Source organism: Halomonas sp. KO116, from assembly GCF_000734975.2.
Lineage (GTDB): Bacteria > Pseudomonadota > Gammaproteobacteria > Pseudomonadales > Halomonadaceae > Vreelandella > Vreelandella glaciei.
Map to the genome: position 1 here is coordinate 1,665,350 of NZ_CP011052.1, position 20,129 is coordinate 1,685,478.

Sequence of the window (20,129 nt, forward strand, 5' to 3'; positions counted from 1 at the left end):
TAATCATCTTGTTCTTGCTATGGGACAGGCAGGCTCGCATGTCCGGCCGAGCTTACGCAGGGTAGCCAATAAAAATATCGAAGCTGGTTCAATTACCCCGAAAACAATTGTGACCTTGGGGTGGCAGCATATCTTTTACCAAAGACCGTACGACGGAAACAAAGATAATGTTGTTAAAACGATAATTGATGCTGTTTGTTCTCCCACCAATTATTTTTATGCCAACCAGTCCAGTATCAAACGTCGCACATATTTACGAGAGGTCTAAGAATGGAAAAAATAATTCACATAGAATTTGAATATTCCGATTCGGCAAGGAAGGATATTTTCCCTGTATCTCTCTATTGTCACCCTGCTTGTAACTTGGTGGTTTGGAAAGCTGAGTCTGATCCAGGGAAACATTTGGATGAGGTAAAAAAGTATGTTGCACGTCTAATGGACCGCTTGGCAGACTTGCTGCATGACTACCAAAAATTTGCACCCTTGGTTGCCTTAATTGTTATGAAAGTGGAGTCTTCTTCGTGGTTACAAGTTATGGGAGACCAGGATTGGCACAGAGGCCGGTTCGCTCTCCAAGGGGTAAAGTCTTATGATGGAAAAACGGTTGAAGAAGCAAAGAATCGTTGGTTAGGCGCTATGGCAACAAGTGAATATAAACCGAGAAGAATAACGACTGAAGACTTTTCCAATGTGCTAATTAAAGCTGTCGAAGTAGCTAAGCCACCCAAAGGTATAGAGCCTCAACTATTCATAAGATATGCGGATATTCTAAAGGCTTCTGTAGAAGCTGGGGGGGCTAATAGTGTTGCATATCAGTGGCAAAATGAGCTAGCAAAAGACTTAAATGATTTGTTAGGGACGTCAGTTTTGGAGGTGTCAGCTATTGGTTAATAACATCAAAACTATCCAGTCAATTGCGCTGACTAATTTCAAAGGTTACCGTCATTCAGGAAATGGTGCTGCAATAACTCTTGATATGACCGTTGCCGGTCGACCTGCAGATATTATATTAGTGACTGGTAAAAATGGAGTTGGTAAGACATCTTTGCTAGAAGCTATGGACTGGGTGCTCAACCAGCCTGATGTTGGTGCAGGGGGATTTAGAACCACTGGGCAGAGTCATGGGGCGGTATCAATTAACGGTGAGACTATCGAGCTTCAGGGTAAAGCTAAAACTGACCTTAGAAAACTCGAGACAGTAGCCTCCTTTTTCTTTCAAGAGAACATAGCTGAGCTTGCATGTAATGAAATAATTCAATTGCTTGAGCCTGAAAATAAACCTGCAGATAAAATAAAAGGGGAATTGAAGGCACTGCAAAATAAGTTAGAAAACTGGCAGCGCCAGTTACAAGGGCTGAAGTATAGGAAAGATTACGAAGAAGAACGAAAAGTGCTAGCACAGAGAGTTAATGAGTTGGTTGCAAAGCTATCAACTGACTCAACCCTCCGCCAAGAACTGGTGGATAGTACGCTGACCTTGAAGAATGGAAATTTGCAGAATAGATGGGATTCTCAAATTCGCAACCTTTCTAATACCATTGGTAACTACAGTAACTTATCTGAACCAGTGGGTTCGAACCTTTCTGATCAATTGAGACATATTGGACAGTGCTTGCTGGAGTACAGGGGGGCACCAGTTGGATTTGCCGATTCGGAGAAAAAGAATCCTGCCTTTACAAAAGCATTTCTTTCATCTGCTCAGTCCCTTCCTCCATCTTTACCTATTAAGAGGTTGTCGCCAGGAGCTTCTTTGGTTCCTTCTGAGCTAAAGAGCACTTTGTTTGTAGGCTCCGACTATGATGTATATGCAAGTAAAGTAGAGGAGTTAGATGTTAGTCGCGGCGAGCTAATGGCTGAATATAATAGAGCTAAACTGTTGATAGATAGTTTGCAAGGTAATGGTGGTTCTCTCCTTAGTTGGATTGACGAGTTTAGTGAGAATATCAGCAGTTGGTTGATAGCTTGGGAAGACCATCCCTCCAAACTGGAGGTGTCCAATTTGAAGCAAGGCATAGAAAATCATTTAGATGCCTTGTCTAACCTAGCTAGCTCCCGCTCATCTGAACTCAGAGACCAGTTAGATAAATTTACGTCAGAAGGAAAGGCGGTTGCTGAACAATTGAACCAGATTAAACGCTATCAAGTGATTGCAAGAGACATAGATACTCATTCAACGGAACTTTCACCTCTGCTGGATAAGTCTAGTTTCACAGTGGAAGATCTAGCTAACTATGTAAGTAATTATTTGGAGGCGGGGCAGGATAAGGCGGAAGATGCTAAAAATGCACCTGTTGAGTCGGAGGTTATATATCAACTTGGAAGTGCTTTTACTCGCTGGGCGAATTTAGAGATTGAAAAGTTAGAAGACGAAGCCAGTGCAACAAACTTGGAAAGTGTAGAGCTGGCAGAGAAAATGATCTCAGATGCCCTTGCAATATGTAAGCAGGAATCTAGTGCAAAAAGTCAGTTGTTGTCGGTCATTGGAGTGATACCGCAGGCAGAGCTTGAACAGTTACTTAGAAATATGAACCAACTTCTTTCCAGCTTCCACTTCCCTGAAGACTTTTTACCTATTGAGCTAATAAACAATGGTACAGAGAAAAGTCCAAAATGGGGGTTTGCTACTCAGTCAGGAGTTCTGTTCGAAGACCTATCAACGGGACAAAAGTCGCAATTAGCTATTTGCTGGACTATTAATCTCAACTTGGCTCTGTCTGCTCAGTTAGGTCATAGTGTTATTGGCTTTGACGACTTTACTACTTCTCTTGATATGAATCAGTTGATCCCAGCAGCTGTGTTACTCCGTAAGCTGGCGTACGCGGATGCCGATGATGGTTGGAAAAGGCAGGTAATTGTCACCAGTCATCATGAAGACTTAACCAATCGTTTGCTTGATTTTCTGCTTCCCCCACAAGGTAAGAAAATGAAGGTAATTCAATTTGAAGAGTGGCTGCCTGAATCTGGGCCAATGTTTAAGTGCTATAACGTTGACATGGGTGAAGTGACAGGAGAAGGTCTGCAGGATGCTGTTAAGAATATTGTTAAGACAACCAACTAGCAAAAAAAGTGTAGGGCATTCAGAAGGCAGCGTTGCTATTTATTTTCAATATTCATTTCTGGCCGAAAAAGGAATGCTCATGCATAGCTGTTCCTGTTCGAAAACCAACAACACCAACGGTAATGTCGGCTTTGATTACAATCTCTCCATCCCACTAACCCTCATAACCTCCCTCGTCACCGCATCATTCAATATCCCGCGTTTGGCTTCGATCAGTGTTAGCCAATCGCGGGCGCGGGTGATGCCGGTGTAGACCAGCTCGCGGGTGAGAATCGGGTTGGGCGTTTGCGGTAGCAGTAGGGCGGTGTGTTGAAACTCCGAGCCTTGTGTACCGTCACTGCGAACACGGTTTCCACCGCATGCGCTACGACAATAACGATGGTTTATTTTTCAATGTTTATCTGCTGCTTGCCGTTACTATTGGTGGTATGAACCTCTGGCTTGGGCTGATTCGGGTTAGCGGCACCGCGATGGCATCAAAGTACCACCTTCTTAATCCGTTCTTCGGCGTATTACTCGCTTATCTAATACTATGCGGGGCCTTTACGCATGGCGGATTTCATTGGCGCAGCGGTTATTGTAACCTGACTAATTTTTAAAACTCAGGCAACCGGAAGGATAAGGCAAAGCTAACGACCATAAATGAGCTGATCATTTAGCTCCATTGCGTCAGCCAAATGATATGCAACTACCCTTTAAGGGCGTGGAGGCGATAGCTGGAGGGTGGATCGTTTTGACAAATCCTTGTAGCTGATGACCGGTACGTTAAGCGCTCTCGCGATCTCTTAAGCTGATCGTTAGCTCAATACTAGGCGGTTTAGTTTGATTTAATAAATAGAAGGAGGGTGGATGGGTATTGAGCTTATGGGCTTCGTCGCAGTCGTATTATTGGCGTATTTGATTCCTGGCCCGGATTTTTTGCTAGTCAGTCGGTATGCAGTAAAGCATCGTCGACTTGGGTTCGCAGCCGCGCTGGGTGCCCAAAGCGGACTCTGTATACATATGCTGATGGCTGCTCTGGGTCTTTCGGCCATTGCGGCCCGCTCCGCTGAGCTGTTTATGCTGATTCGGTGGATAGGTGCAGCTTATTTGATCTGGATGGGACTAACAGTTCTGTACAGCAGTCGTAGCCAGTACCGCAGTGAACAGGTAGATGCACAAGAGTCTACTGAGGTTGCTAGCCGAAGCCGTGCTTTTGCTAATGGTTTTTTGTGCAATTTGCTTAATCCAAAGGCAATCATCTTTTTCCTAAGTGTCTTACCCCAGTTTATCAATCCGACGGTCGGTGCAGTTCAGCAAATTTTGATACTCGGCGTGCTTGATGTGTTGATTGGTATCGCATGGTGGTGGGGCATTATCATAATTATGGAGCGCGTTGCGAGGGCATTAAGTAGACCGGACATAAGGCAGTGGTGGGATTGGGTTACTGGCAGTTTGATGATCGGTGCAGGCGCTCTCTTGGCTCGTAACAGCCCGAGTTAGTAGTGCTCTATCCGTTTTAAAGCTAACAAAATAGCTGCATCCAGTAAGTGAGCTTTTGCGATAACTGAGCCATGCAGCATGTGTAAAAATCTTTGCTTCGCTCCGGTTGTATCACAGGTGATAGCAAAGATTAGATCCTCTCCACCCCACTAACCCTCATAACCTCCCTCGCCACCGCATCATTCAACACCCCGCGTTTGGCTTCGATCAGCGTAAGCCAATCCCGGGCGCGGGTGATGCCGGTATAGACCAACTCGCGGGTAAGGATGGGGTTGGGCGTTTGCGGTAGCAGTAGGGCGGTGTGCTGAAACTCCGAGCCTTGTGATTTGTGTACCGTCATCGCGAACACGGTTTCTACCGCGTGTAGGCGGAAAGGCAGCACCCAGTGAATGGGGTTGTCTGCGTCACTGGTCGGAAAGGCGACTCTTAAGAGCGAGGGTCAGGCATCGCCATCGTGACTAGGCACGAAACCGCCCAGCAGGCGGTCGATTTCCTTGGCAGGCATCGGACGGTAGAAGAAGAAACCCTGGACGAGGTCGCAATGCATTTCACGAAGCAATGACAACTGTTCGGCGTTCTCGACGCCCTCGGCCACCACTTCCAATCCCAACCGATGACCGATGAAGATGGCACCCTCCATGATGGCCCTATCCTTCGGCTGTGTGGGAGCGTCGTGGATGAAGGAGCGATCGATCTTCAGGGCGGTGACGGGAAAGTGCTTGAGATAGCTCAGGGAGGAATAACCGGTCCCGAAATCGTCGATAGCAATGCGAATACCGCGATGATAGAGGCGCCACAGGTCCTCGAGGACGGTCTCTTCGGCTTCGATCAGGACATTCTCGGTCAATTCGATGCCGATATCCCGCGGACCTAAGCCGTGACGCTGTAGCGAGTCCTCGAAGCGCTTGAGGGCATCGGTACGCAGCAGTTGACGCCCCGAGACATTGATGTCGATGCGGTGTTCATGAAATCCCTTGGCACGCCATTCCACCTGCTGGCGGCAAGCCTCTTCGATGACCCAGTTGCCCAGACGATGGATCACACCGGAACGCTCGGCCAGCGGGATAAACTCGGCAGGCGAGATCGGCGGGCCCTCGGCAGGTTCCCAGCGTAACAAGGCCTCGAGATTCTCTATTCGCCCACTGGCCGCCGAGACCTGGGGCTGGTAGTGGAGGGAGAATTCACCGTTATCCAGAGCTTCCTCGAGTCGCGCTGAGAGATAGTGTTGGCGAACCAGCTCATCATGGAGCTTCTGTTGGAAGAAACGTACAGCACCCCGACCATCCAGCTTGGCACGATTCTTGGCAACATCGGCATTACGGATCAATTCGCGTGACGATTCACCATTCTCGGGAAAGAGCGCCACACCCAGGCAGGCCGTGACCTGACACTCCCGACCATCCAGGACGAAAGGTCCCCGAAAGACATTCTGGACATGACGAACGACCCGTCTGACATCGGGGGCCAAGTGGACGCCGGGAAAAGCCAGCACGAATTCATCGCTAGAGACACGGGACACCAGGTCAGTGACTCGCTGGCACTCTCTCAGTCGCCGAGTCAGCTCAATGAGCAGGCGATCGCCCTGATCATAGCCAAGGGCATCATTGATTTCGACGAAATGATCGATGTCTAGGTAGATGGTTGCCAGGCCATTGCCCTGGCGTCGACAGGAATCCAACAGACTGTCCAGGTCGACTTCGAAGGTCTGGCGGTTAGGGAGATGGGTGAGCCTGTCGAAACGGGTGGCGAATTCCAGGTCACGGTGGGCGCGCTTTTGGTCGGAAAGATCGACATCCACGCAGAACATCAAGGGTGAGTCGGTATGCTCATTGAGCATCAGATGCTGCGAAAAGACCGATACCAGTTCACCGGTTTTGTGCTTGAGCTCGAGTTCACCAGCGGGTATATCGACCCCGTCTTCGATCCAGGCACAATGCGCCTGGATCACCCCGTCACGCATGAAGGCAGGAATGATCAGATCTTCCAGTAACTGTCCCTGGGCTTCCTCAGCGGTATAGCCATAGAGACGAGTGCTACCCTCATTCCAGTAAATCACTCGCCGATCGCGATCATACCCCTGAACCGCCACCTTCGGCAGACTCTCCAGCAGGGCGCGGAATCGCTGCTCACTCTCCAGATACTGGCGGCGTACTAACTCGACTTCTTCCCTGCTGGCATCATGCGAATCGATGCCATCCGTTGGAGGTGTTTTTGACACCGCCAATACGAGCGCACCGGAAAACTCCCTGCGGTTCTCCTTCAGGCGTTCCGGATCTCTGTGATGTCGGGAATCGCTGGCAGTCATGGGATCCACTTAAAGAAAAAACACTATCAAGAGCCATCATAATGGCAACAATAGGCATTTTGTTATGATGATCCTACACCTATTTGTAGGAGATAACCTACACATATACCTCATCAGCGGTCTGATCCTGTTTTCAAAAAAATCACTCTTTTTAAGTACATTTCTTTGACATATCCTTGCAAATCTTTTCATTTTTCTCCTGTTGACCGAAGTGTTTACACCGGCAACACCGGGCAATTCCGCCCAGTTAACAGGAGAATACCAACATGAAACTCGATACTCTCAAGCATGGTTTCGACCTCACCTCCATGCCTGCCGATTCACTCGCCGATTATTGGAATCCGGGAGTGACCGAGGCGCTGAGGCATCAGGATTGGGCGAAAACCGATATTCGGGAGCGGATCGATCTGACCGCCTGGCAGGGGTTTACCGCTGACCTGCCGCGCGATCCCTATGTGAACCAGCGATGGAAGCGGATGTCATGGCTCGCCCTGAATGATCAGGGAGATGTCGAAGATATGGGCCACTGCCCGATGGCCCAGGGGGGAGCCTTCAACGACGCGGAAAGCATGGCGGATCGTCTGCGGTACTATGATCCGCTGACTCGGGAGTTCATGGCACGCCCCGATGTGAGGGCCTTCGTTCGCGCCTGGGCAAGGCTGTGGAGTATCGGTGCGCACGAACCCATTCTGATGCAGATCACCGGGGTTCGTGGAGAAGGTAGCATCGACCCCCTTCAGGGGCAGGGAATTCATGCCGATGGCTGCAAGGCCTTAAGCATTCTGGTCCTCAATCGGGAAAACGTGGCGGGGGGTGAAAACCACCTCTACGCAGACAAGGCTGGCACCCAACTCCTGGTCGATATCACCCTGAATCCCGGTGATATCCTTCATTTGAACGATGACCGGCTATTCCACAGTGTCGATGGGATCGAACAGCTCGACAGCGAGGCACCCTTCGAACGGTTCATCATCATCATCAACAGCCACTTCGTGGACGACTTCCAGAACCGGATGTTACGTCGCCACTTCCCGGAAGCGGTCCTCAATGAGAGCTAATCACACTCTCGGTAAATTGAGAACCTAGCAACACCCACGCCCCCGGAACTCCGGGGGCGTCTTGTTCACCCGAATCCTCAATTAAGAGGTTGGTTGTTTGCCGCAGTAAATAGGGAGCCGATGCGCCCACCGCCGCTATGCTGATCATGAGCAGCAGTACTAACATCGCTCGGCTTTTATTTTAGTGTTTATCTTCGAGACGCAGTTGAGCGATATCGTCAACCGATAACCCAGTCGCCTCAGCAATCTGAAGTCGCTTGGCCGCCTCAACAAGCGAGGCATTCCGATGAATGCCCTATTACTCAGCATGGTCGGCGGCCTGGGCGCGCTGTTCTCCAGCGTTTATGCCCCTGAAACCGTCTATTTGGTGCTGGTCTCGATTTCCGGCTTGGCCGTGGTGGTGGTCTGGATGGCGATTGCGCTTAGCCAGTTTAACTTCCGGCGCCACTACCTGCGTGAAGGCGGGCAACTGAAGGATCTGGTTTATCGCACCCCGTTCTACCCCTGGGTGCCGATTATTGCGTTTGCAGCCTGTCTGGCCGCGTGCATTGGCATTGCCTTCGACCCGCATCAACGCGTGGCGCTCTATTTCGGTGTGCCTTTCATTGGCCTGTGCTACCTGGTGCACTATGTGCGCCACCGTTCGGCCTCCCAACGTTCTGAATATTCGCCCAACGCCGTTGAGGAAAACACCGTATGAATGAGTTGAATCCGATCAAAGCCCTGTTGGCCGACGTGCCCTTTATGGTCATCGACGGCGCCATGGCCACCGAGCTGGAAGCGCTAGGCTGTGACCTCAATGACGCCCTCTGGTCGGCGCGCTTATTGGCGCAAGCCCCGGAGAAGATTCGTCAGGTGCATCAGGCTTACTTTGAAGCCGGTGCCGACTGTGCGATTACCGCCAGCTATCAGGCCACGGTGCCCGGTTTTATGCAGGCAGGGATGACGGCAGAAGAGGCGCGGGCGTTAATTCAGTTATCGGTTACCCTGGCGCAGCAGGCGCGGGATGCGGTCTGGCAGCCCGGCCAAACCGACCGCCCCAAACCGCTGGTAGCCGCATCCGTCGGCCCTTATGGCGCGTATCTGGCGGACGGCAGTGAATACCGGGGCGGCTATGATCTGGATCGCGCCGGGCTGGTTGAATTTCACCGTGAGCGTTTCGAACTCTTGCTGGCGGCGGGGGCGGATCTACTGGCCGCTGAAACCCTGCCTTCATTGGAGGAAGCGCTGGCGATCACCGATTTACTGGCCGAGCATCCGGGCGCGCAGGCCTGGATCACTTTCTCGGCGAAGGATGGCCAACATATCAGCGATGGCACGCCGATTGAGAAGTGCGCAGCAGCTTTAGCCAACTGCCCAGGCGTTGCGGCAATCGGTGTGAACTGTACGGCCTTGACCCACATTGAATCGCTGATTCAGGCGATCCGACGTCAGTGTGACCTGCCGGTGTTGGTCTACCCCAACTCGGGGGAAGTGTACGACGCGGTAACCAAAACCTGGCACCCGGCCCAATGCGATCATACCGCTGCGGATATTTCCGGGTTGGCACAAGGGGTTGAGCATTGGCTTGCAGCAGGCGTGTCAGGCATTGGCGGATGCTGCCGGACGACACCGGAGGATATTCACTCTCTGTCTGAGTGGCGGCGCTCACGCTAACTGATCAAGGTCTCAATGCTGAATCTCTGCCCGTAACTTCTCCACCTCTTCGACGGGCAGCTCTTCAATAGTCGCGATCAGCTTACAGGCACCGCTGCGTTTGTCTTCCAAAGCGCTTTTCGGCTCCCTAACGCTGAACACTGCCCTTAGCGAGGGCTGCACCACGCCCAACCGCTCATTTAGTGGCGCGTCCTTCATCGACCAGGTAATACCGACAGGCATAGTGAGGAATTTACGACTAACATTAGTTTAGAAATATTGAGGCTGCCGGATGCGCTATGCAGGCCCAAGGATGCATAACGTGTTCGCTGTCTCTCGTCAGTGGTAATGAGCACTGTTCAAAGGTGCGCATCATCATGGGGAACACAATGACAAAACAAAAACTGATCCTGCTATTTGATGGAACGTGGAACGACCCTGAAGACCAAACCAATGTTTATCGTATTACCCGGCTGATCCACGATGACGATGGGGGTATCAGGCAACGGTTCTATTACAACCCCGGAGTAGGGACATCCAAGTTTCAGCGCTTTACCGGCGGAGCCTTCGGTCACGGGCTGAGCAAAAACCTTCAGGAAGGCTATGACTGGCTGGCAAGGCGTTACAGTGAAGGCGATGAAATCTGGATATTCGGGTTCAGCCGTGGTGCTTACACCGCCAGAAGCCTGGTGGGGATGATTCGTAAATGCGGGCTAGTACATGTCGTCACACCAGGGTTGCTCGATAAGGCCGAAAGTATTTATCGAAACCGCGATTTGCACCCCGATTCTGAGGTGTGCACAGGGTTCAAGGAGCGCTTCAGCCGCCAGCCCAGGATTCATTTCATTGGTGTGTGGGATACCGTTGGCGCGCTGGGCGTGCCCGGAACCAACCTGTTTAAAAGCAAATATGATTGGCACGATACCGAGCTTTCCAGCATTGTCGATCATGCCTATCAAGCAGTCGCACTGGACGAACACAGAGCGACCTACAACGTATCGCTCTGGACAAGCAAGGATGGTAAGCAGAAAACGGGCAATCGCGAGGTAGAGCAGTGCTGGTTTATCGGTGCCCACGCCAATGTAGGCGGCGGCTATGGCGCTGATGACACACTGGCCGACATATCGCTGAGCTGGATGTTAGCCAAGGCGCAAAAGGCAGGCCTAAAAGTAGCGCCCTACGAAGTTGCTGAGGATGCCTGGAAGACAGCACCCAAAGATTCGTTTTCTGATTTCCTGAAGGGGTTCTACGCCAGATACAAACGCCTTGGAAACACCACTGATGGCCGTTTTTACCGACAATATTCGGAAGTGATGCCAGGGCAGTGTGCGGTGAATATTTCAGTCGATGAGAGTGTTTGGAAGCGCTGGGCCGACACCACGTGTGAGTACCGGCCACGTACCTTGACCGATGCCCCCCTTTCCCCACCGGATCAATAGGCAGGGCGGACAATCTTCATTGGCATTGGCACCATTCCCATTAGCCAAGGTAGCCAGTGCTCAGTATCATAAGAAACTAATCAAACTACAGAAGGCATTGCTCATGTCTTGCCCGCCTTACCCTCATTGCCAATCCGAATTCGTCTATCAGGATCAAAGCCTGTTCATCTGCCCCGAGTGCGCCCACGAATGGAACCCTTCTGAGACTCAAGCGGAAGACGCCGTGACGGTAAAAGATGCCCACGGCAAGCTGTTAGCGGAAGGCGATAAGTTAACGATGATCAAAGACCTCAAGGTTATAGGTAGCTCACTGGTACTCAAGGTAGGCACCAAAGCCGTTATCAAACGGCTCGTGGACAGCAAGGATCACCAACTGGACTGCAAGGTCGACGGTGTCGGCGACATGATGGTTACGGCACAGTTTGTGAAGAAGGCCTGAAGAATATCTGGAATTCTTCGTTCCACCTCACGGCGCACTAAGTGGAGGCTCATCCACCATCGCCATTCTACTAATCGTTTAAGCGAAGCGGGTGTTCAGGTATCTGGCTCTGTGGCAGATAAAATCAGCTCCAACCCTTTGACAGCAGGGGGTAAAGTATTCAAAAGCGCTATTTCCTTTCGATTAATTTAGCTAAAGTAAGGCTAGAGAATCCCTGCCGGAATACCATCAATGAATGATTTTATAATCTTGAAAGATTTTCTGGTTCTATGTGAAACCAAGAGTTTTAGTCGCACCGCTGAGCATCGGCATGTGTCTGTGTCAGGACTGAGTCGCCGTATCCAAGGACTTGAGGAATGGGCGGGAACCGCGCTATTTGAGCGCCGAAATGGGGAGTTAGCTCTGACGGAGGCTGGCTATGAGCTACAAAAAATAGTCTTGGAATCGCTTCCTGTGTTTGAGGAATTTAGGGAGTCGGTTGCACGGCGATCTGGAGATCAGAAAAGACGCATACGCTTTTGCTCGCCACACATACTATCAACAATATTTTTTCCTTATTGGTTGCCAAGATTACAAGAAAAATTTAGAGAAGCAAGGCTCAGTATTAATTCTGATACATTGCCCCAGTGTCTAGCTGAGCTTAACAGAGGTAAAGTAGATTTCGTAGTTGCATTGTTCGATGAAAATAATCTAATTATAAACCGGTTGCCACTATTAGTAGGAAGCGATAAATATACTTCCATTGAGCTAGATACAGAAAGCCTTATCCCCATCAGTGTGCCTAATGCTGCTGGTCAGCCGCTATTTAATTTGCATGCAAATAATGATCGCCCGGTATCATTTTTGGGGTATTCAGAAGAATGTCATCTGGGTTGGTCACTACAGACGGTACTTGGAAGGAAAAGTTTGAATTTGCAACAGTATCACGATACTAACCTTGCGGATGGTTTGCGCCATATGACTTTATGTGAATTAGGTATGGCGTGGTTGCCAAAATCATTGATACGAGAAGACCTTGGCGCCAAACGACTAGTAAGATCTGGTGAGCCAATTTTCGACATTTCTTTAAAGGTAAAATTATTAAGGCGGATAGCGCCTTTGACTCCAGAAGCGCAGCGATTATGGGATTATCTCATCAAATTGAAAGAAAATTAATATAATTATAAATAACAAAACATATTTTTTTCATATGGGTTGTTGTTAGTTTAAACGATTTTGGCCGATAGAATGCCAAAGAGTTCATGTTTTAGGATACCCATAAATATATCCATTTCTCCACAACCTGCCTCATTATGACCCACTGAGATTGCACATTAAGCAAATTTTTCACCTTCTTTTTATTTCAACTCAAAGTTTTTGATTTTTATTGGCCTTTTGCAGTTATTGCAAGACGGTTTGTAATATTTGCATGGTGCAGCGCAAAATGCTGAATTAGATTTTAAAAATGGACTGCATTTATAACGCCTATGAAGTATGTGATGTGGTCTTAAGATATATTTAAAACACGTTCACGTTTTATGGGGCAAGAAAATGAAGAAGAGTAAGCATAAATTGATACTTGGGTGCGCATCTACAGGTGCTAAATTTACGCCAAGTAACCACTATGCAACTGGAGATAAAACACTTGATAAGATATGTGGTGGGGGTTCTATTTTAGTTGCAGAAGAAGAGCTTTTAAAAGAGGCCGAAGAACTATATAGAAATGGTTGAAGATATTATCATTATCATGCAAGGAACCCCATTACTAAGGAGCAAACCACTGATAACGAAGTATATCAGAGCATAAGCCTAGGGGTGCAAGATCGTTGTAAAGATATATTGATTAGCTTTGGAGCAAGTCGTAATGGTCGTGAGGTTCAAGAGAATATCTCATCATATGGCGAATGGGAAAGAGTAAGCCAATGTGCAGTGCCTCTTTATCTTGGAGGGGCACACTTTGTCACCATGCAGGCTGCTATAGAACTGCAAATTATTTGTGATCTTGAGAAGAAGTTTAGAGAAGTTAGTGTGGATTTTGCTTCGAGCCGTAATTTTTTATCAGCGATTTATGATTGTTTTCCTTCATCAAAAAAAGAAAAATCAAATATGGATTTGAACTCAACAAGTAAAGGCGCTGATTATGGAATTACTTCGCCAATGGTTCAGTTCCAAGTTTATAGGAACTCAATTAAGGCTCGGCGTAGGTTAGGGCTCCTTCATGAAGTGGAGTGGGTGCAGTTATCCCGAAGTTATGCTATGACTAGATTTGCAATAGAGCACCCATTAATGCGTCTTGGTGGGGGTGGTCAGCTTAATATTATATTGTTGTTTGGATTTTCTCCGAGGCTTCCATTTCCTGAAAGTTATAACGAGTTTCGTGATGTTGTTAAAACAGCAAAAAGTTTGGAGTATGACATTGCAGAGCCTGGTGTGGTTAAACGTAAAGTTACAATCACGGTAGGGGCAGCAGTAATACCTCAACATGCTGAAAAAAATGTCAAACCTATGGATGTGGGGCCAAGAAAAGGTGTGATGATGTGTGCCATGCGTAGACTAGCGGCTTATGCCGCTCAGCCTGATAGTCAAGTGGATATATTGCGGGTTGGAATGGAAGATACTCCCTACACTTTGGATAAATATGGGGAAGTAAGAATTACCAATAATAATCAGTTGTTTAAGATAGCTTTACAAGAGGTGGAAGAAAATGGTGTCGAGATAGAAACAGATTCAACTAAAATCGTGCAGCGTATGGGGATTTCCAAAGTAAGGGATGCTCTGTTTGGCGCTCAACGTCAAAGCCCGCTTGGAGAATTTGGTTTTCCCCTTATTGAAAGTGAGGCCATCGCATGAATGCAATTATTCCGCTTAGTTCTTCTGCTCAATACCGCTGGGTCATCCTGCTGATAGCCACCCTTGCTCAAGCCGCGGCATGTTTTTTTGTTCAAGGCATCGGCGCCATAAGCGTATATATACAGGAAGATATGGGTCTCTCTGCATTTCAGATTGGGGCCTTGGTCTCTGCTGCTCAACTGGTGCCTTTAGTCGGGCTGTTAGTTGCCGGAGAGTTGCTGGACAGATTCAGTGAGCGTTTGGTAGTTGGAGTGGGAACTCTTGTAGTGGGCATCGCGCTTAGCGCTGCCGTGCTGGCTGAGAGTTACTGGGCCATGATGCTTTTTTTGGTCATCGTAGGGGCGGGCTACAGTACCGCCCAGCCAGGCGGTAGCAAATCGGTAGCCGCTTGGTTTGATAAATCCCAGAGAGGCTTTGCCATGGGGATTCGTCAGGCAGGCTTGCCGCTCGGCGGTGCGCTGGCCGCGATCATACTACCAACAGTCGCAATAACCTGGGGGTGGCGTGCCTCTTTTCTGGTGGGGGGGCTGATTGCGATCTTCGGGGCGTTAGTCTTTATGCTTTTTTACCGTACCCCTGGAGGGGTGGTGCCGGTCACTAGAGCCTCTGAAGGTGGCGTAAAAAAAGTCGTCTTATCGCGGCTGGCGATGATTCGTGAACCGGCTATGAAACAGATCATGGCGTCCGGCATCAGTTTGATCTCGGTTCAGTACGGTATTTTAATTTTTACCGTGCTTTATCTGCATAGCCGTTTGCAGATAGAGGTGCTGCAGGCGGCAACGTTGTTATTTGTCGCCCAGGGGGCTGGGGTTGCGGGACGTATTTTGCTCGCGGCCTGGAGTGACCGCTGTCGCTCGCGCTATTTTCCGGTAATGGTATGCATGGTGGGAGTAATAGTAGGGCTATTGGTGTTGGTTTGGCTGCCGCTACACTCAACGCTCATGTTGGGCGGTTTGATGGCCTGGCTGGGCTTTTTTGGTTTTGGTTGGTACGGCCCCTGGGTGGCTTATGTCGCGGAGTCGGCACCTGCCGATAAAACCGGCTTCGTGCTGGGCCTGGCCATGGCAATTAACCAACTGGCGATTGTATCGGTACCGCCACTGCTGGGGTGGATGCTGGATATAAGTGGTAGTTTTATACTCGGCTGGAGTCTGCTGATCGTCATGACGTTAATGGGGCTATTAATGACCATACAGCGGCAAGGAGAAATTAATGCAAGCGATCGTGTTTGATGTATTTGGCACTATTGTCGATTGGCGTTCCAGTTTGATTAATCAATTCAATGAGCTAGAAAAAGAGCTAGGGATTGAACTACCCAGCGAAAAGTTGACTGATCAATGGCGTCATCAGTATGCCTCTTCGATGAATAGGGTACGCCAAGGCGACATTCCCTGGATGGGGTTGGATGACCTACACCGAGAAAGCCTCGTCAAACTACTCAATCAACATGGGATAGCGCTGGACGAGGCGACCATTGATCGCATCAATCACTTCTGGCACCAATTAGAGCCGTGGCCAGACGTGCAACCAGGCCTTCAGCGTTTAAAAGAACACTACATTATCGCTACCCTGACCAACGGAAATATCTCACTGATGGTCGATGTTGCCCGTTACGCCAAGCTACCGTGGGACATGATTTTTTGCGCCGAGTTATTCCAACACTATAAGCCTGACCCGGAGGTCTACTTAGGAGCTTGCCGCCTGCTTCGCCTGCCGCCTGAAGAAGTGATGCTATGCGCGGCGCATAATTATGACCTGGGTGCTGCCCATGCACTGGGAATGAAAACGGCGTTTATCCCCCGGCGTACAGAGTATGGCCCCCAGCAGAGCAAAGATTTAGCAGCAGAAGAAGCATGGGATTTTGTGGCTGAGGACCTCGTCGAGTTGAGCGAGCGGCTAATAGAGTGAGCCAACAATCAGTAGCGTAAATGCAGGGTAGGGGGTCAGTACCATTAAGTCCCTGCATTCACCACCGCGCCACGCAACGTGTCAGCAAAACTTGCCAAGGCGGGTGTCCAGGTTTTCGGTTCGGGGGCGACAAAATAGGTATCGACATTGGCGATGGCCGCGGGCAGTTCCAGCGTGTGAATCCCGAACCGGTGCTGATGGGCGTCAACCGTGCCACGGGGGAGCACTGTGTAACCCATCCCGGCAGCAACGCAGCCAAGCATCGCATCCAGCGAACCAAACTCGAAGATCCTTCCTGCATTAACACCCTGGGACGCCAGCAGCAGCTCGATACGCTGGCGGTAGCTGCACCCCTGGCGAAACGCTAAGAAAGCAGACGTCAGCAGCGCTTGTGAAGAGGGCATCGTCGTCATGGGCGTTGAGCCGACTAAGACAAGCTGCTCGCTAAACGCTTTGAGCGAATGATAGCGGCCATGCTCAAGCCGCCCGGCCACGAAGACACAGTCCACCTGCCCGTTAAGCAACAACTCGACCAACTCAGCCGTGGGCCCGGTCTTGATCTGGATATCAACGTCAGGCTGCGCTGCGTGGTACGCCGCCAGTATCGGCGGAAGGCGCAACGCCGTTGTGGTCTCCATGGCGCCTATGCGCAGCCGCCCACACGCCTTCTCCTGGCCTTTGAAGAGCGACACCGCTTCATCGTGGGCCGACAGCATGCGCTCGGCGTACTCCACCAGCGCCAATCCGGCACTCGTCGGGCGAACCCGCCCCGCACGGTGAATCAGCTGTACGCCTAACTCCTCCTCGAGTTTCTTAATGTGGGTGGTCACATTGGATTGCACCGTGTGCAGCCGTTTGGCCGCCGCCCCAAAGCTGCCGGTGTCGGCCACGGCCACGAGCAGTCGCAGCGATTTAAGTTGCACGCGCCGTCTCCCTGTCAGGCTATCTATAAACAAGATAGTAGCGATCAAAACTAATCGTTTCTAGAAATAATTTCTCGCGCGTAGTCTGGCGGTGTACCAACGTGCTGCCGACCCCACCAAGGGGTGGCACAAAAAGGAATTGGCGTGATGAAGCGAACACTCACTACCCACGATCTGCCCGCCCTGATGACAGGCATAATGGCGACCCTGGCGGCGATTGGCATCGCACGCTTCGCCTATACGCCGCTATTGCCCGCGATTATTCAAGAGGGTTGGTTTACCGCGAGCCAAGGTGCCTACCTGGGGGCTGCCAACCTGCTGGGCTACTTTATCGGCGCACTCGCCGCCCACTCGCTGAGTGAGCGCTTTTCTCCTCGCATGGTGATGGCGGCCAGCTTCGCGGGTATCGCGCTCAGCTTTGTGCTTTGCGCCGGGGCGGGTGGTTTTCTCTGGTTTTTCTTCTGGCGACTAATCTCCGGCATTGCTGGGGCTATCTTGATGGTCGTTGGCCCCTCGCTGGCGCTAGCGGCCACGCCACCTGAAAGGCGAACGCGTGTCGGTGCCATGGTGTTTACCGGCATTGGCTTTGGCGCACTGCTTTCGGCCTTCATCGTACCGTTACTTTTAGGGCTAAGCCTCTCCGTCACCTGGGGCACGCTGGGGCTGCTCTGTATTGCCGCTGGCCTTTTGTGCGACTGGGGCGTGGCACACTTAGCCTCACCAATCACGGCTAGCCCAAGGGGGAATAGCCCCACAGGGGGTGCGGGTGTAAAGATAATCGTGATGTTGGTGGTGGGCGCTTACGCCCTGGATGCGATTGGCTTTGTGCCCCATACCGTGTTCTGGGTGGACTATCTCGCCAGGGAAAACGCCCTGGGCAATCAAGCGGCTTCATTGCAGTGGGGTATCTTCGGGTTGGGCGCCTTGTGTGGGCCGTTCATGGTCGGCGCGCTGGCGCAGCGAGTGGGTTGGCAGGGTGGCTTGATGATCGCCTTTGCGGCGAAGGCCGCCGCTGTCTTGCTGCCGGTGTTCTCGCTCGCACTACTCAGCCAATCGGTTTCCTCGTTCATGGTGGGGGCGATGATCCCCGGCATTGTGGCACTCACCTCTGGCCGCCTTGCTGAATTGGTAGGGCCAACCGCCCACAAAAAGCTCTGGGGGCAAGCCACCGCCGCCTTTGCCGCCGCCCAGGCAGTGGCAGGCTATGCCATGTCGGCGCTTTATGGCGCCTGGGGCAGCTACGCGCCACTGTTTGCCATCAGCGGCCTGATCCTTATCGCAGGCTTTTTGCTGGTGCTGCTTAGCCGTGGCGTACAGCAACGCCACACGGATCTTTCTGCCCAACAATCTACAAAGCACGCTACACAGCACTCTACACACCAAGGGAAGCAATAATGGAACTCTACCTAAACGCAACCTCGCCCTATGCGCGCCTGGTGCGCATCGTATTACTAGAAAAAGGCTTGGCAGACGCCGTGACGCTGAAGTGGTGCGACCCCTGGGCAGACGATGCCGAACTCTTAAAGGCCAACCCCGCCGGGCGCATTCCCGCGCTGGTAACGGAGGAGGGCACCACGTTTAGCGAATCCATGCTGATTGCCGTTTACCTGGATAGCGTTAGCCCCAACAAGCCAATGCTGCCAGCAGCCAGCCTGGGGGATGTGCTGCATCTGGCTGGCCTGGGCCAAAACCTGATGGATGCAGCGTTCACGACCGTGATTGCCAGAAAGCATTATGGCAACGAGATTGACGAGAGCGAGCTGGGCCAGCGGCGTTCGCGAGCCATTCAGCGGTTGTTGAAAAAGCTGAACAGTGAGCTTGGGGAAAAACAGCAGGCCTTAGCCATCAACTTGGGTGAAATCGCTATTGCGGTCGCGCTGGATTATCTCGCCTTCAGGCTGCCAGAGGTGAACTGGCAAGAAGAGTACTCGCAGCTCAAGGAATGGCATGCTGGTGTAACTGCACGTGCTAGCTTTCAGGAGACTGCATTCGTTTAGCAAAGCCTACGCCCTACAATGGCTGCCAGTATCACCTCGCTACTGCGGGGTGTTATCGTCTGGCCAAACATCACCTAGCCGCATTTGTTTTTAACCGAGAATCGATACTTACCTTCTTGTATGGCAAAAAGCCCTATAAAGACACAGTGGACGGGGGCTTTAGCCCGTGACCATTCCAGCAGCCATACAGATAAGCGATTAAAAATGACAACTACCACAGCCGCCCCCATCACCATTGCACTCTCCCAGCTGCCCGTCATCAAAGCGGCGGTAGACAAAAACCTGCAAACACACTTGGCTTACATAGAACGCGCCGCCGCGTTAGGAGCCAACGTAGTAGCCTTTCCCGAACACTCGCTGACCGGCTACGAGCTGGCGCTACTCAACCAACTGGCAATGCCCCACAACGATAAAATTTTTGCCACACTCACCGCCGCTGCAGTGGCCACCAACACGGTGGTGATCGCAGGTTGCCCGCTGCATAACCCAAACGGCAAACCCTTCATCGCAGCTGTGATCTGCTTCCCCAACGGTGAACACACCTTCTACCTAAAACAGCACCTTCACGAAGGGGAGGATGTTTATTGTGCCCCCGGCCACGAAATCGGCCTTATCAACGTGAATGGCACCCGCATTGCCCTGGCCGTTTGCGCCGACTTTACCCACCCCAGCCACTCAGCCATCGCCGCCGCCCAACAAGCGGACGTTTACCTAGCCAGCGCACTGATCTCCCCAGGCGGCTACGCCCAAGATGCCGAGCTGCTCGCCGACATTGCACAGCGCCACCAGCTGCCGGTACTGCTCGCCAACCACGTTTCCACCACGGGCGGCTGGCAAACTTGCGGTAATAGCGGCGGCTGGAGCGCAGCAGGCGAGCTAACCGTGAAAGCCAACGGCACACAGCCCAGCCTAGTGCTGTGCCGCGTTCAACACGGTGCATTAAGCGGTAACGTGGAAGTAATGAATCACCTGCATCAAAAAGGATCAGTTACCGACTAAAAGCTAATCCGGCAAGGTAGGCTTAACCTAAGTTAACTGCTAGTCTCGAAGCATTAG

The 20,129-nt window shown here is 51.1% G+C and carries 20 protein-coding genes and 2 pseudogenes; 17 read left to right on the plus strand and 5 right to left on the minus strand.

The annotated features are described in order from the left end of the window. Window positions 1-270 precede the first annotated feature (270 nt). The gene (locus tag KO116_RS07695; RefSeq protein WP_035565367.1) at window positions 271-891 is read left to right on the plus strand and encodes a hypothetical protein; all 621 of its coding nucleotides are present in this window, start codon (window positions 271-273) and stop codon (window positions 889-891) included. Continuing rightward, on the plus strand, window positions 884-3,058 hold the full coding sequence (locus KO116_RS07700) for an AAA family ATPase (protein WP_035565364.1): 2,175 nt from the start codon (window positions 884-886) through the stop codon (window positions 3,056-3,058). The genes KO116_RS07695 and KO116_RS07700 overlap by 8 nt, the downstream gene beginning before the upstream one ends. 135 nt (window positions 3,059-3,193) lie before the next feature. Here KO116_RS07700 and KO116_RS26280 read toward each other — a convergent pair. Continuing rightward, window positions 3,194-3,420, minus strand: a pseudogene (locus tag KO116_RS26280) (ATP-binding domain-containing protein); the annotation flags it as partial. Between KO116_RS26280 and KO116_RS07705 the strand changes: the two are divergent. Together KO116_RS07705 and KO116_RS07710 are read left to right on the plus strand one after the other, a co-directional pair. After that, window positions 3,418-3,657 (plus strand): hypothetical protein, encoded by a 240-nt coding sequence (locus KO116_RS07705; protein WP_035565362.1) that lies wholly within the window; start codon window positions 3,418-3,420, stop codon window positions 3,655-3,657. The pseudogene KO116_RS26280 and the gene KO116_RS07705 overlap by 3 nt on opposite strands. Window positions 3,658-3,907: 250 nt before the next feature. Next, window positions 3,908-4,540, plus strand: a complete 633-nt coding sequence (locus KO116_RS07710; protein WP_035565359.1) for a LysE family translocator — start codon at window positions 3,908-3,910, stop codon at window positions 4,538-4,540. A 130-nt stretch (window positions 4,541-4,670) separates the two neighbouring features. On the opposite strand, the pseudogene KO116_RS07715 reads toward KO116_RS07710, so the two are convergent. Both KO116_RS07715 and KO116_RS07720 read right to left on the minus strand, forming a co-directional pair. Then, window positions 4,671-4,976: pseudogene (locus KO116_RS07715) on the minus strand (ATP-binding domain-containing protein); the annotation flags it as partial. A 3-nt stretch (window positions 4,977-4,979) separates the two neighbouring features. After that, window positions 4,980-6,845, minus strand: a complete 1,866-nt coding sequence (locus KO116_RS07720) for a putative bifunctional diguanylate cyclase/phosphodiesterase (protein ID WP_235272526.1) — start codon at window positions 6,843-6,845, stop codon at window positions 4,980-4,982. A 266-nt stretch (window positions 6,846-7,111) separates the two neighbouring features. Between KO116_RS07720 and KO116_RS07725 the strand changes: the two genes are divergently transcribed. The 3 genes from KO116_RS07725 (at window position 7,112) to mmuM (ending at window position 9,559) form a co-directional block, all read left to right on the plus strand. Then, window positions 7,112-7,903: a 2OG-Fe dioxygenase family protein gene (locus tag KO116_RS07725; protein ID WP_035565355.1), complete on the plus strand. Its 792-nt coding sequence runs from the start codon at window positions 7,112-7,114 to the stop codon at window positions 7,901-7,903. A 286-nt stretch (window positions 7,904-8,189) separates the two neighbouring features. Then, window positions 8,190-8,603: a hypothetical protein gene (locus KO116_RS07730; RefSeq protein ID WP_035565352.1), complete on the plus strand. Its 414-nt coding sequence runs from the start codon at window positions 8,190-8,192 to the stop codon at window positions 8,601-8,603. Continuing rightward, window positions 8,600-9,559, plus strand: coding sequence for a homocysteine S-methyltransferase (mmuM, locus tag KO116_RS07735; RefSeq protein WP_082072566.1), 960 nt, complete (start codon window positions 8,600-8,602; stop codon window positions 9,557-9,559). Before KO116_RS07730 ends, mmuM begins: the two co-directional genes overlap by 4 nt. A gap of 12 nt (window positions 9,560-9,571) precedes the next feature. Here the strand turns inward: mmuM and KO116_RS07740 are convergent, their stop codons facing one another. Continuing rightward, window positions 9,572-9,757, minus strand: a complete 186-nt coding sequence (locus tag KO116_RS07740; protein WP_158414204.1) for a hypothetical protein — start codon at window positions 9,755-9,757, stop codon at window positions 9,572-9,574. Window positions 9,758-9,927: 170 nt separating this feature from the next. Here KO116_RS07740 and KO116_RS07745 point away from each other — a divergent pair, with 170 nt between their 5' ends. From KO116_RS07745 to KO116_RS07770, 7 genes are all read left to right on the plus strand, one after another. After that, window positions 9,928-10,977 carry a DUF2235 domain-containing protein gene (locus KO116_RS07745; protein ID WP_045812099.1) on the plus strand — a complete coding sequence of 350 codons (1,050 nt, stop codon included), beginning with the start codon at window positions 9,928-9,930 and terminating at the stop codon, window positions 10,975-10,977. A gap of 103 nt (window positions 10,978-11,080) precedes the next feature. After that, the gene (locus tag KO116_RS07750; RefSeq protein WP_035565344.1) at window positions 11,081-11,416 is read left to right on the plus strand and encodes a zinc ribbon domain-containing protein YjdM; all 336 of its coding nucleotides are present in this window, start codon (window positions 11,081-11,083) and stop codon (window positions 11,414-11,416) included. A gap of 231 nt (window positions 11,417-11,647) precedes the next feature. Beyond that, a complete protein-coding gene (locus tag KO116_RS07755; RefSeq protein ID WP_035565342.1) occupies window positions 11,648-12,571 on the plus strand; it encodes a LysR family transcriptional regulator in 924 nt (307 codons plus the stop codon). A gap of 375 nt (window positions 12,572-12,946) precedes the next feature. After that, entirely contained in the window at window positions 12,947-13,126 is a 180-nt protein-coding gene (locus KO116_RS25455; RefSeq protein ID WP_200897137.1) for a hypothetical protein, read from the plus strand. 84 nt (window positions 13,127-13,210) lie between these two features. Continuing rightward, on the plus strand, window positions 13,211-14,245 hold the full coding sequence (locus KO116_RS07760) for a hypothetical protein (RefSeq protein ID WP_200897138.1): 1,035 nt from the start codon (window positions 13,211-13,213) through the stop codon (window positions 14,243-14,245). Then, window positions 14,242-15,477, plus strand: a complete 1,236-nt coding sequence (locus KO116_RS07765; protein ID WP_035565339.1) for an MFS transporter — start codon at window positions 14,242-14,244, stop codon at window positions 15,475-15,477. Before KO116_RS07760 ends, KO116_RS07765 begins: the two co-directional genes overlap by 4 nt. Next, entirely contained in the window at window positions 15,458-16,153 is a 696-nt protein-coding gene (locus tag KO116_RS07770) for a haloacid dehalogenase type II (protein ID WP_035565338.1), read from the plus strand. Before KO116_RS07765 ends, KO116_RS07770 begins: the two co-directional genes overlap by 20 nt. Window positions 16,154-16,197: 44 nt before the next feature. Here the strand turns inward: KO116_RS07770 and KO116_RS07775 are convergent, their stop codons facing one another. Further along, on the minus strand, window positions 16,198-17,076 hold the full coding sequence (locus KO116_RS07775; RefSeq protein WP_045812100.1) for a LysR family transcriptional regulator: 879 nt from the start codon (window positions 17,074-17,076) through the stop codon (window positions 16,198-16,200). A 147-nt stretch (window positions 17,077-17,223) separates the two neighbouring features. Between KO116_RS07775 and KO116_RS07780 the strand changes: the two genes are divergently transcribed. From KO116_RS07780 to KO116_RS07790, 3 genes are all read left to right on the plus strand, one after another. After that, window positions 17,224-18,471, plus strand: coding sequence for a YbfB/YjiJ family MFS transporter (locus tag KO116_RS07780; protein ID WP_035565822.1), 1,248 nt, complete (start codon window positions 17,224-17,226; stop codon window positions 18,469-18,471). Continuing rightward, a complete protein-coding gene (locus KO116_RS07785) occupies window positions 18,471-19,073 on the plus strand; it encodes a glutathione S-transferase N-terminal domain-containing protein (RefSeq protein WP_045812101.1) in 603 nt (200 codons plus the stop codon). The genes KO116_RS07780 and KO116_RS07785 overlap by 1 nt, the downstream gene beginning before the upstream one ends. Window positions 19,074-19,277: 204 nt before the next feature. Further along, on the plus strand, window positions 19,278-20,072 hold the full coding sequence (locus KO116_RS07790) for a carbon-nitrogen hydrolase family protein (RefSeq protein WP_035556665.1): 795 nt from the start codon (window positions 19,278-19,280) through the stop codon (window positions 20,070-20,072). The last annotated feature ends 57 nt before the right edge of the window (window positions 20,073-20,129 follow it).

Excerpts from the sequence above, each read along its gene's own strand:
- KO116_RS07725 (WP_035565355.1), top strand. The coding sequence starts at position 7,112 with ATGAAACTCGATACTCTCAAGCATGGTTTCGACCTCACCTCCATGCCT.
- KO116_RS07780 (WP_035565822.1), top strand. The coding sequence starts at position 17,224 with ATGAAGCGAACACTCACTACCCACGATCTGCCCGCCCTGATGACAGGC.
- mmuM (WP_082072566.1), top strand. The coding sequence starts at position 8,600 with ATGAATGAGTTGAATCCGATCAAAGCCCTGTTGGCCGACGTGCCCTTT.
- KO116_RS07705 (WP_035565362.1), top strand. The coding sequence starts at position 3,418 with ATGCGCTACGACAATAACGATGGTTTATTTTTCAATGTTTATCTGCTG.
- KO116_RS07790 (WP_035556665.1), top strand. The coding sequence starts at position 19,278 with ATGACAACTACCACAGCCGCCCCCATCACCATTGCACTCTCCCAGCTG.
- KO116_RS07695 (WP_035565367.1), top strand. The coding sequence starts at position 271 with ATGGAAAAAATAATTCACATAGAATTTGAATATTCCGATTCGGCAAGG.
- KO116_RS25455 (WP_200897137.1), top strand. The coding sequence starts at position 12,947 with ATGAAGAAGAGTAAGCATAAATTGATACTTGGGTGCGCATCTACAGGT.
- KO116_RS07720 (WP_235272526.1), bottom strand. The coding sequence starts at position 6,845 with ATGACTGCCAGCGATTCCCGACATCACAGAGATCCGGAACGCCTGAAG.
- KO116_RS07740 (WP_158414204.1), bottom strand. The coding sequence starts at position 9,757 with ATGAAGGACGCGCCACTAAATGAGCGGTTGGGCGTGGTGCAGCCCTCG.
- KO116_RS07750 (WP_035565344.1), top strand. The coding sequence starts at position 11,081 with ATGTCTTGCCCGCCTTACCCTCATTGCCAATCCGAATTCGTCTATCAG.
- KO116_RS07755 (WP_035565342.1), top strand. The coding sequence starts at position 11,648 with ATGAATGATTTTATAATCTTGAAAGATTTTCTGGTTCTATGTGAAACC.
- KO116_RS07730 (WP_035565352.1), top strand. The coding sequence starts at position 8,190 with ATGAATGCCCTATTACTCAGCATGGTCGGCGGCCTGGGCGCGCTGTTC.
- KO116_RS07770 (WP_035565338.1), top strand. The coding sequence starts at position 15,458 with ATGCAAGCGATCGTGTTTGATGTATTTGGCACTATTGTCGATTGGCGT.
- KO116_RS07710 (WP_035565359.1), top strand. The coding sequence starts at position 3,908 with ATGGGTATTGAGCTTATGGGCTTCGTCGCAGTCGTATTATTGGCGTAT.
- KO116_RS07745 (WP_045812099.1), top strand. The coding sequence starts at position 9,928 with ATGACAAAACAAAAACTGATCCTGCTATTTGATGGAACGTGGAACGAC.
- KO116_RS07785 (WP_045812101.1), top strand. The coding sequence starts at position 18,471 with ATGGAACTCTACCTAAACGCAACCTCGCCCTATGCGCGCCTGGTGCGC.
- KO116_RS07765 (WP_035565339.1), top strand. The coding sequence starts at position 14,242 with ATGAATGCAATTATTCCGCTTAGTTCTTCTGCTCAATACCGCTGGGTC.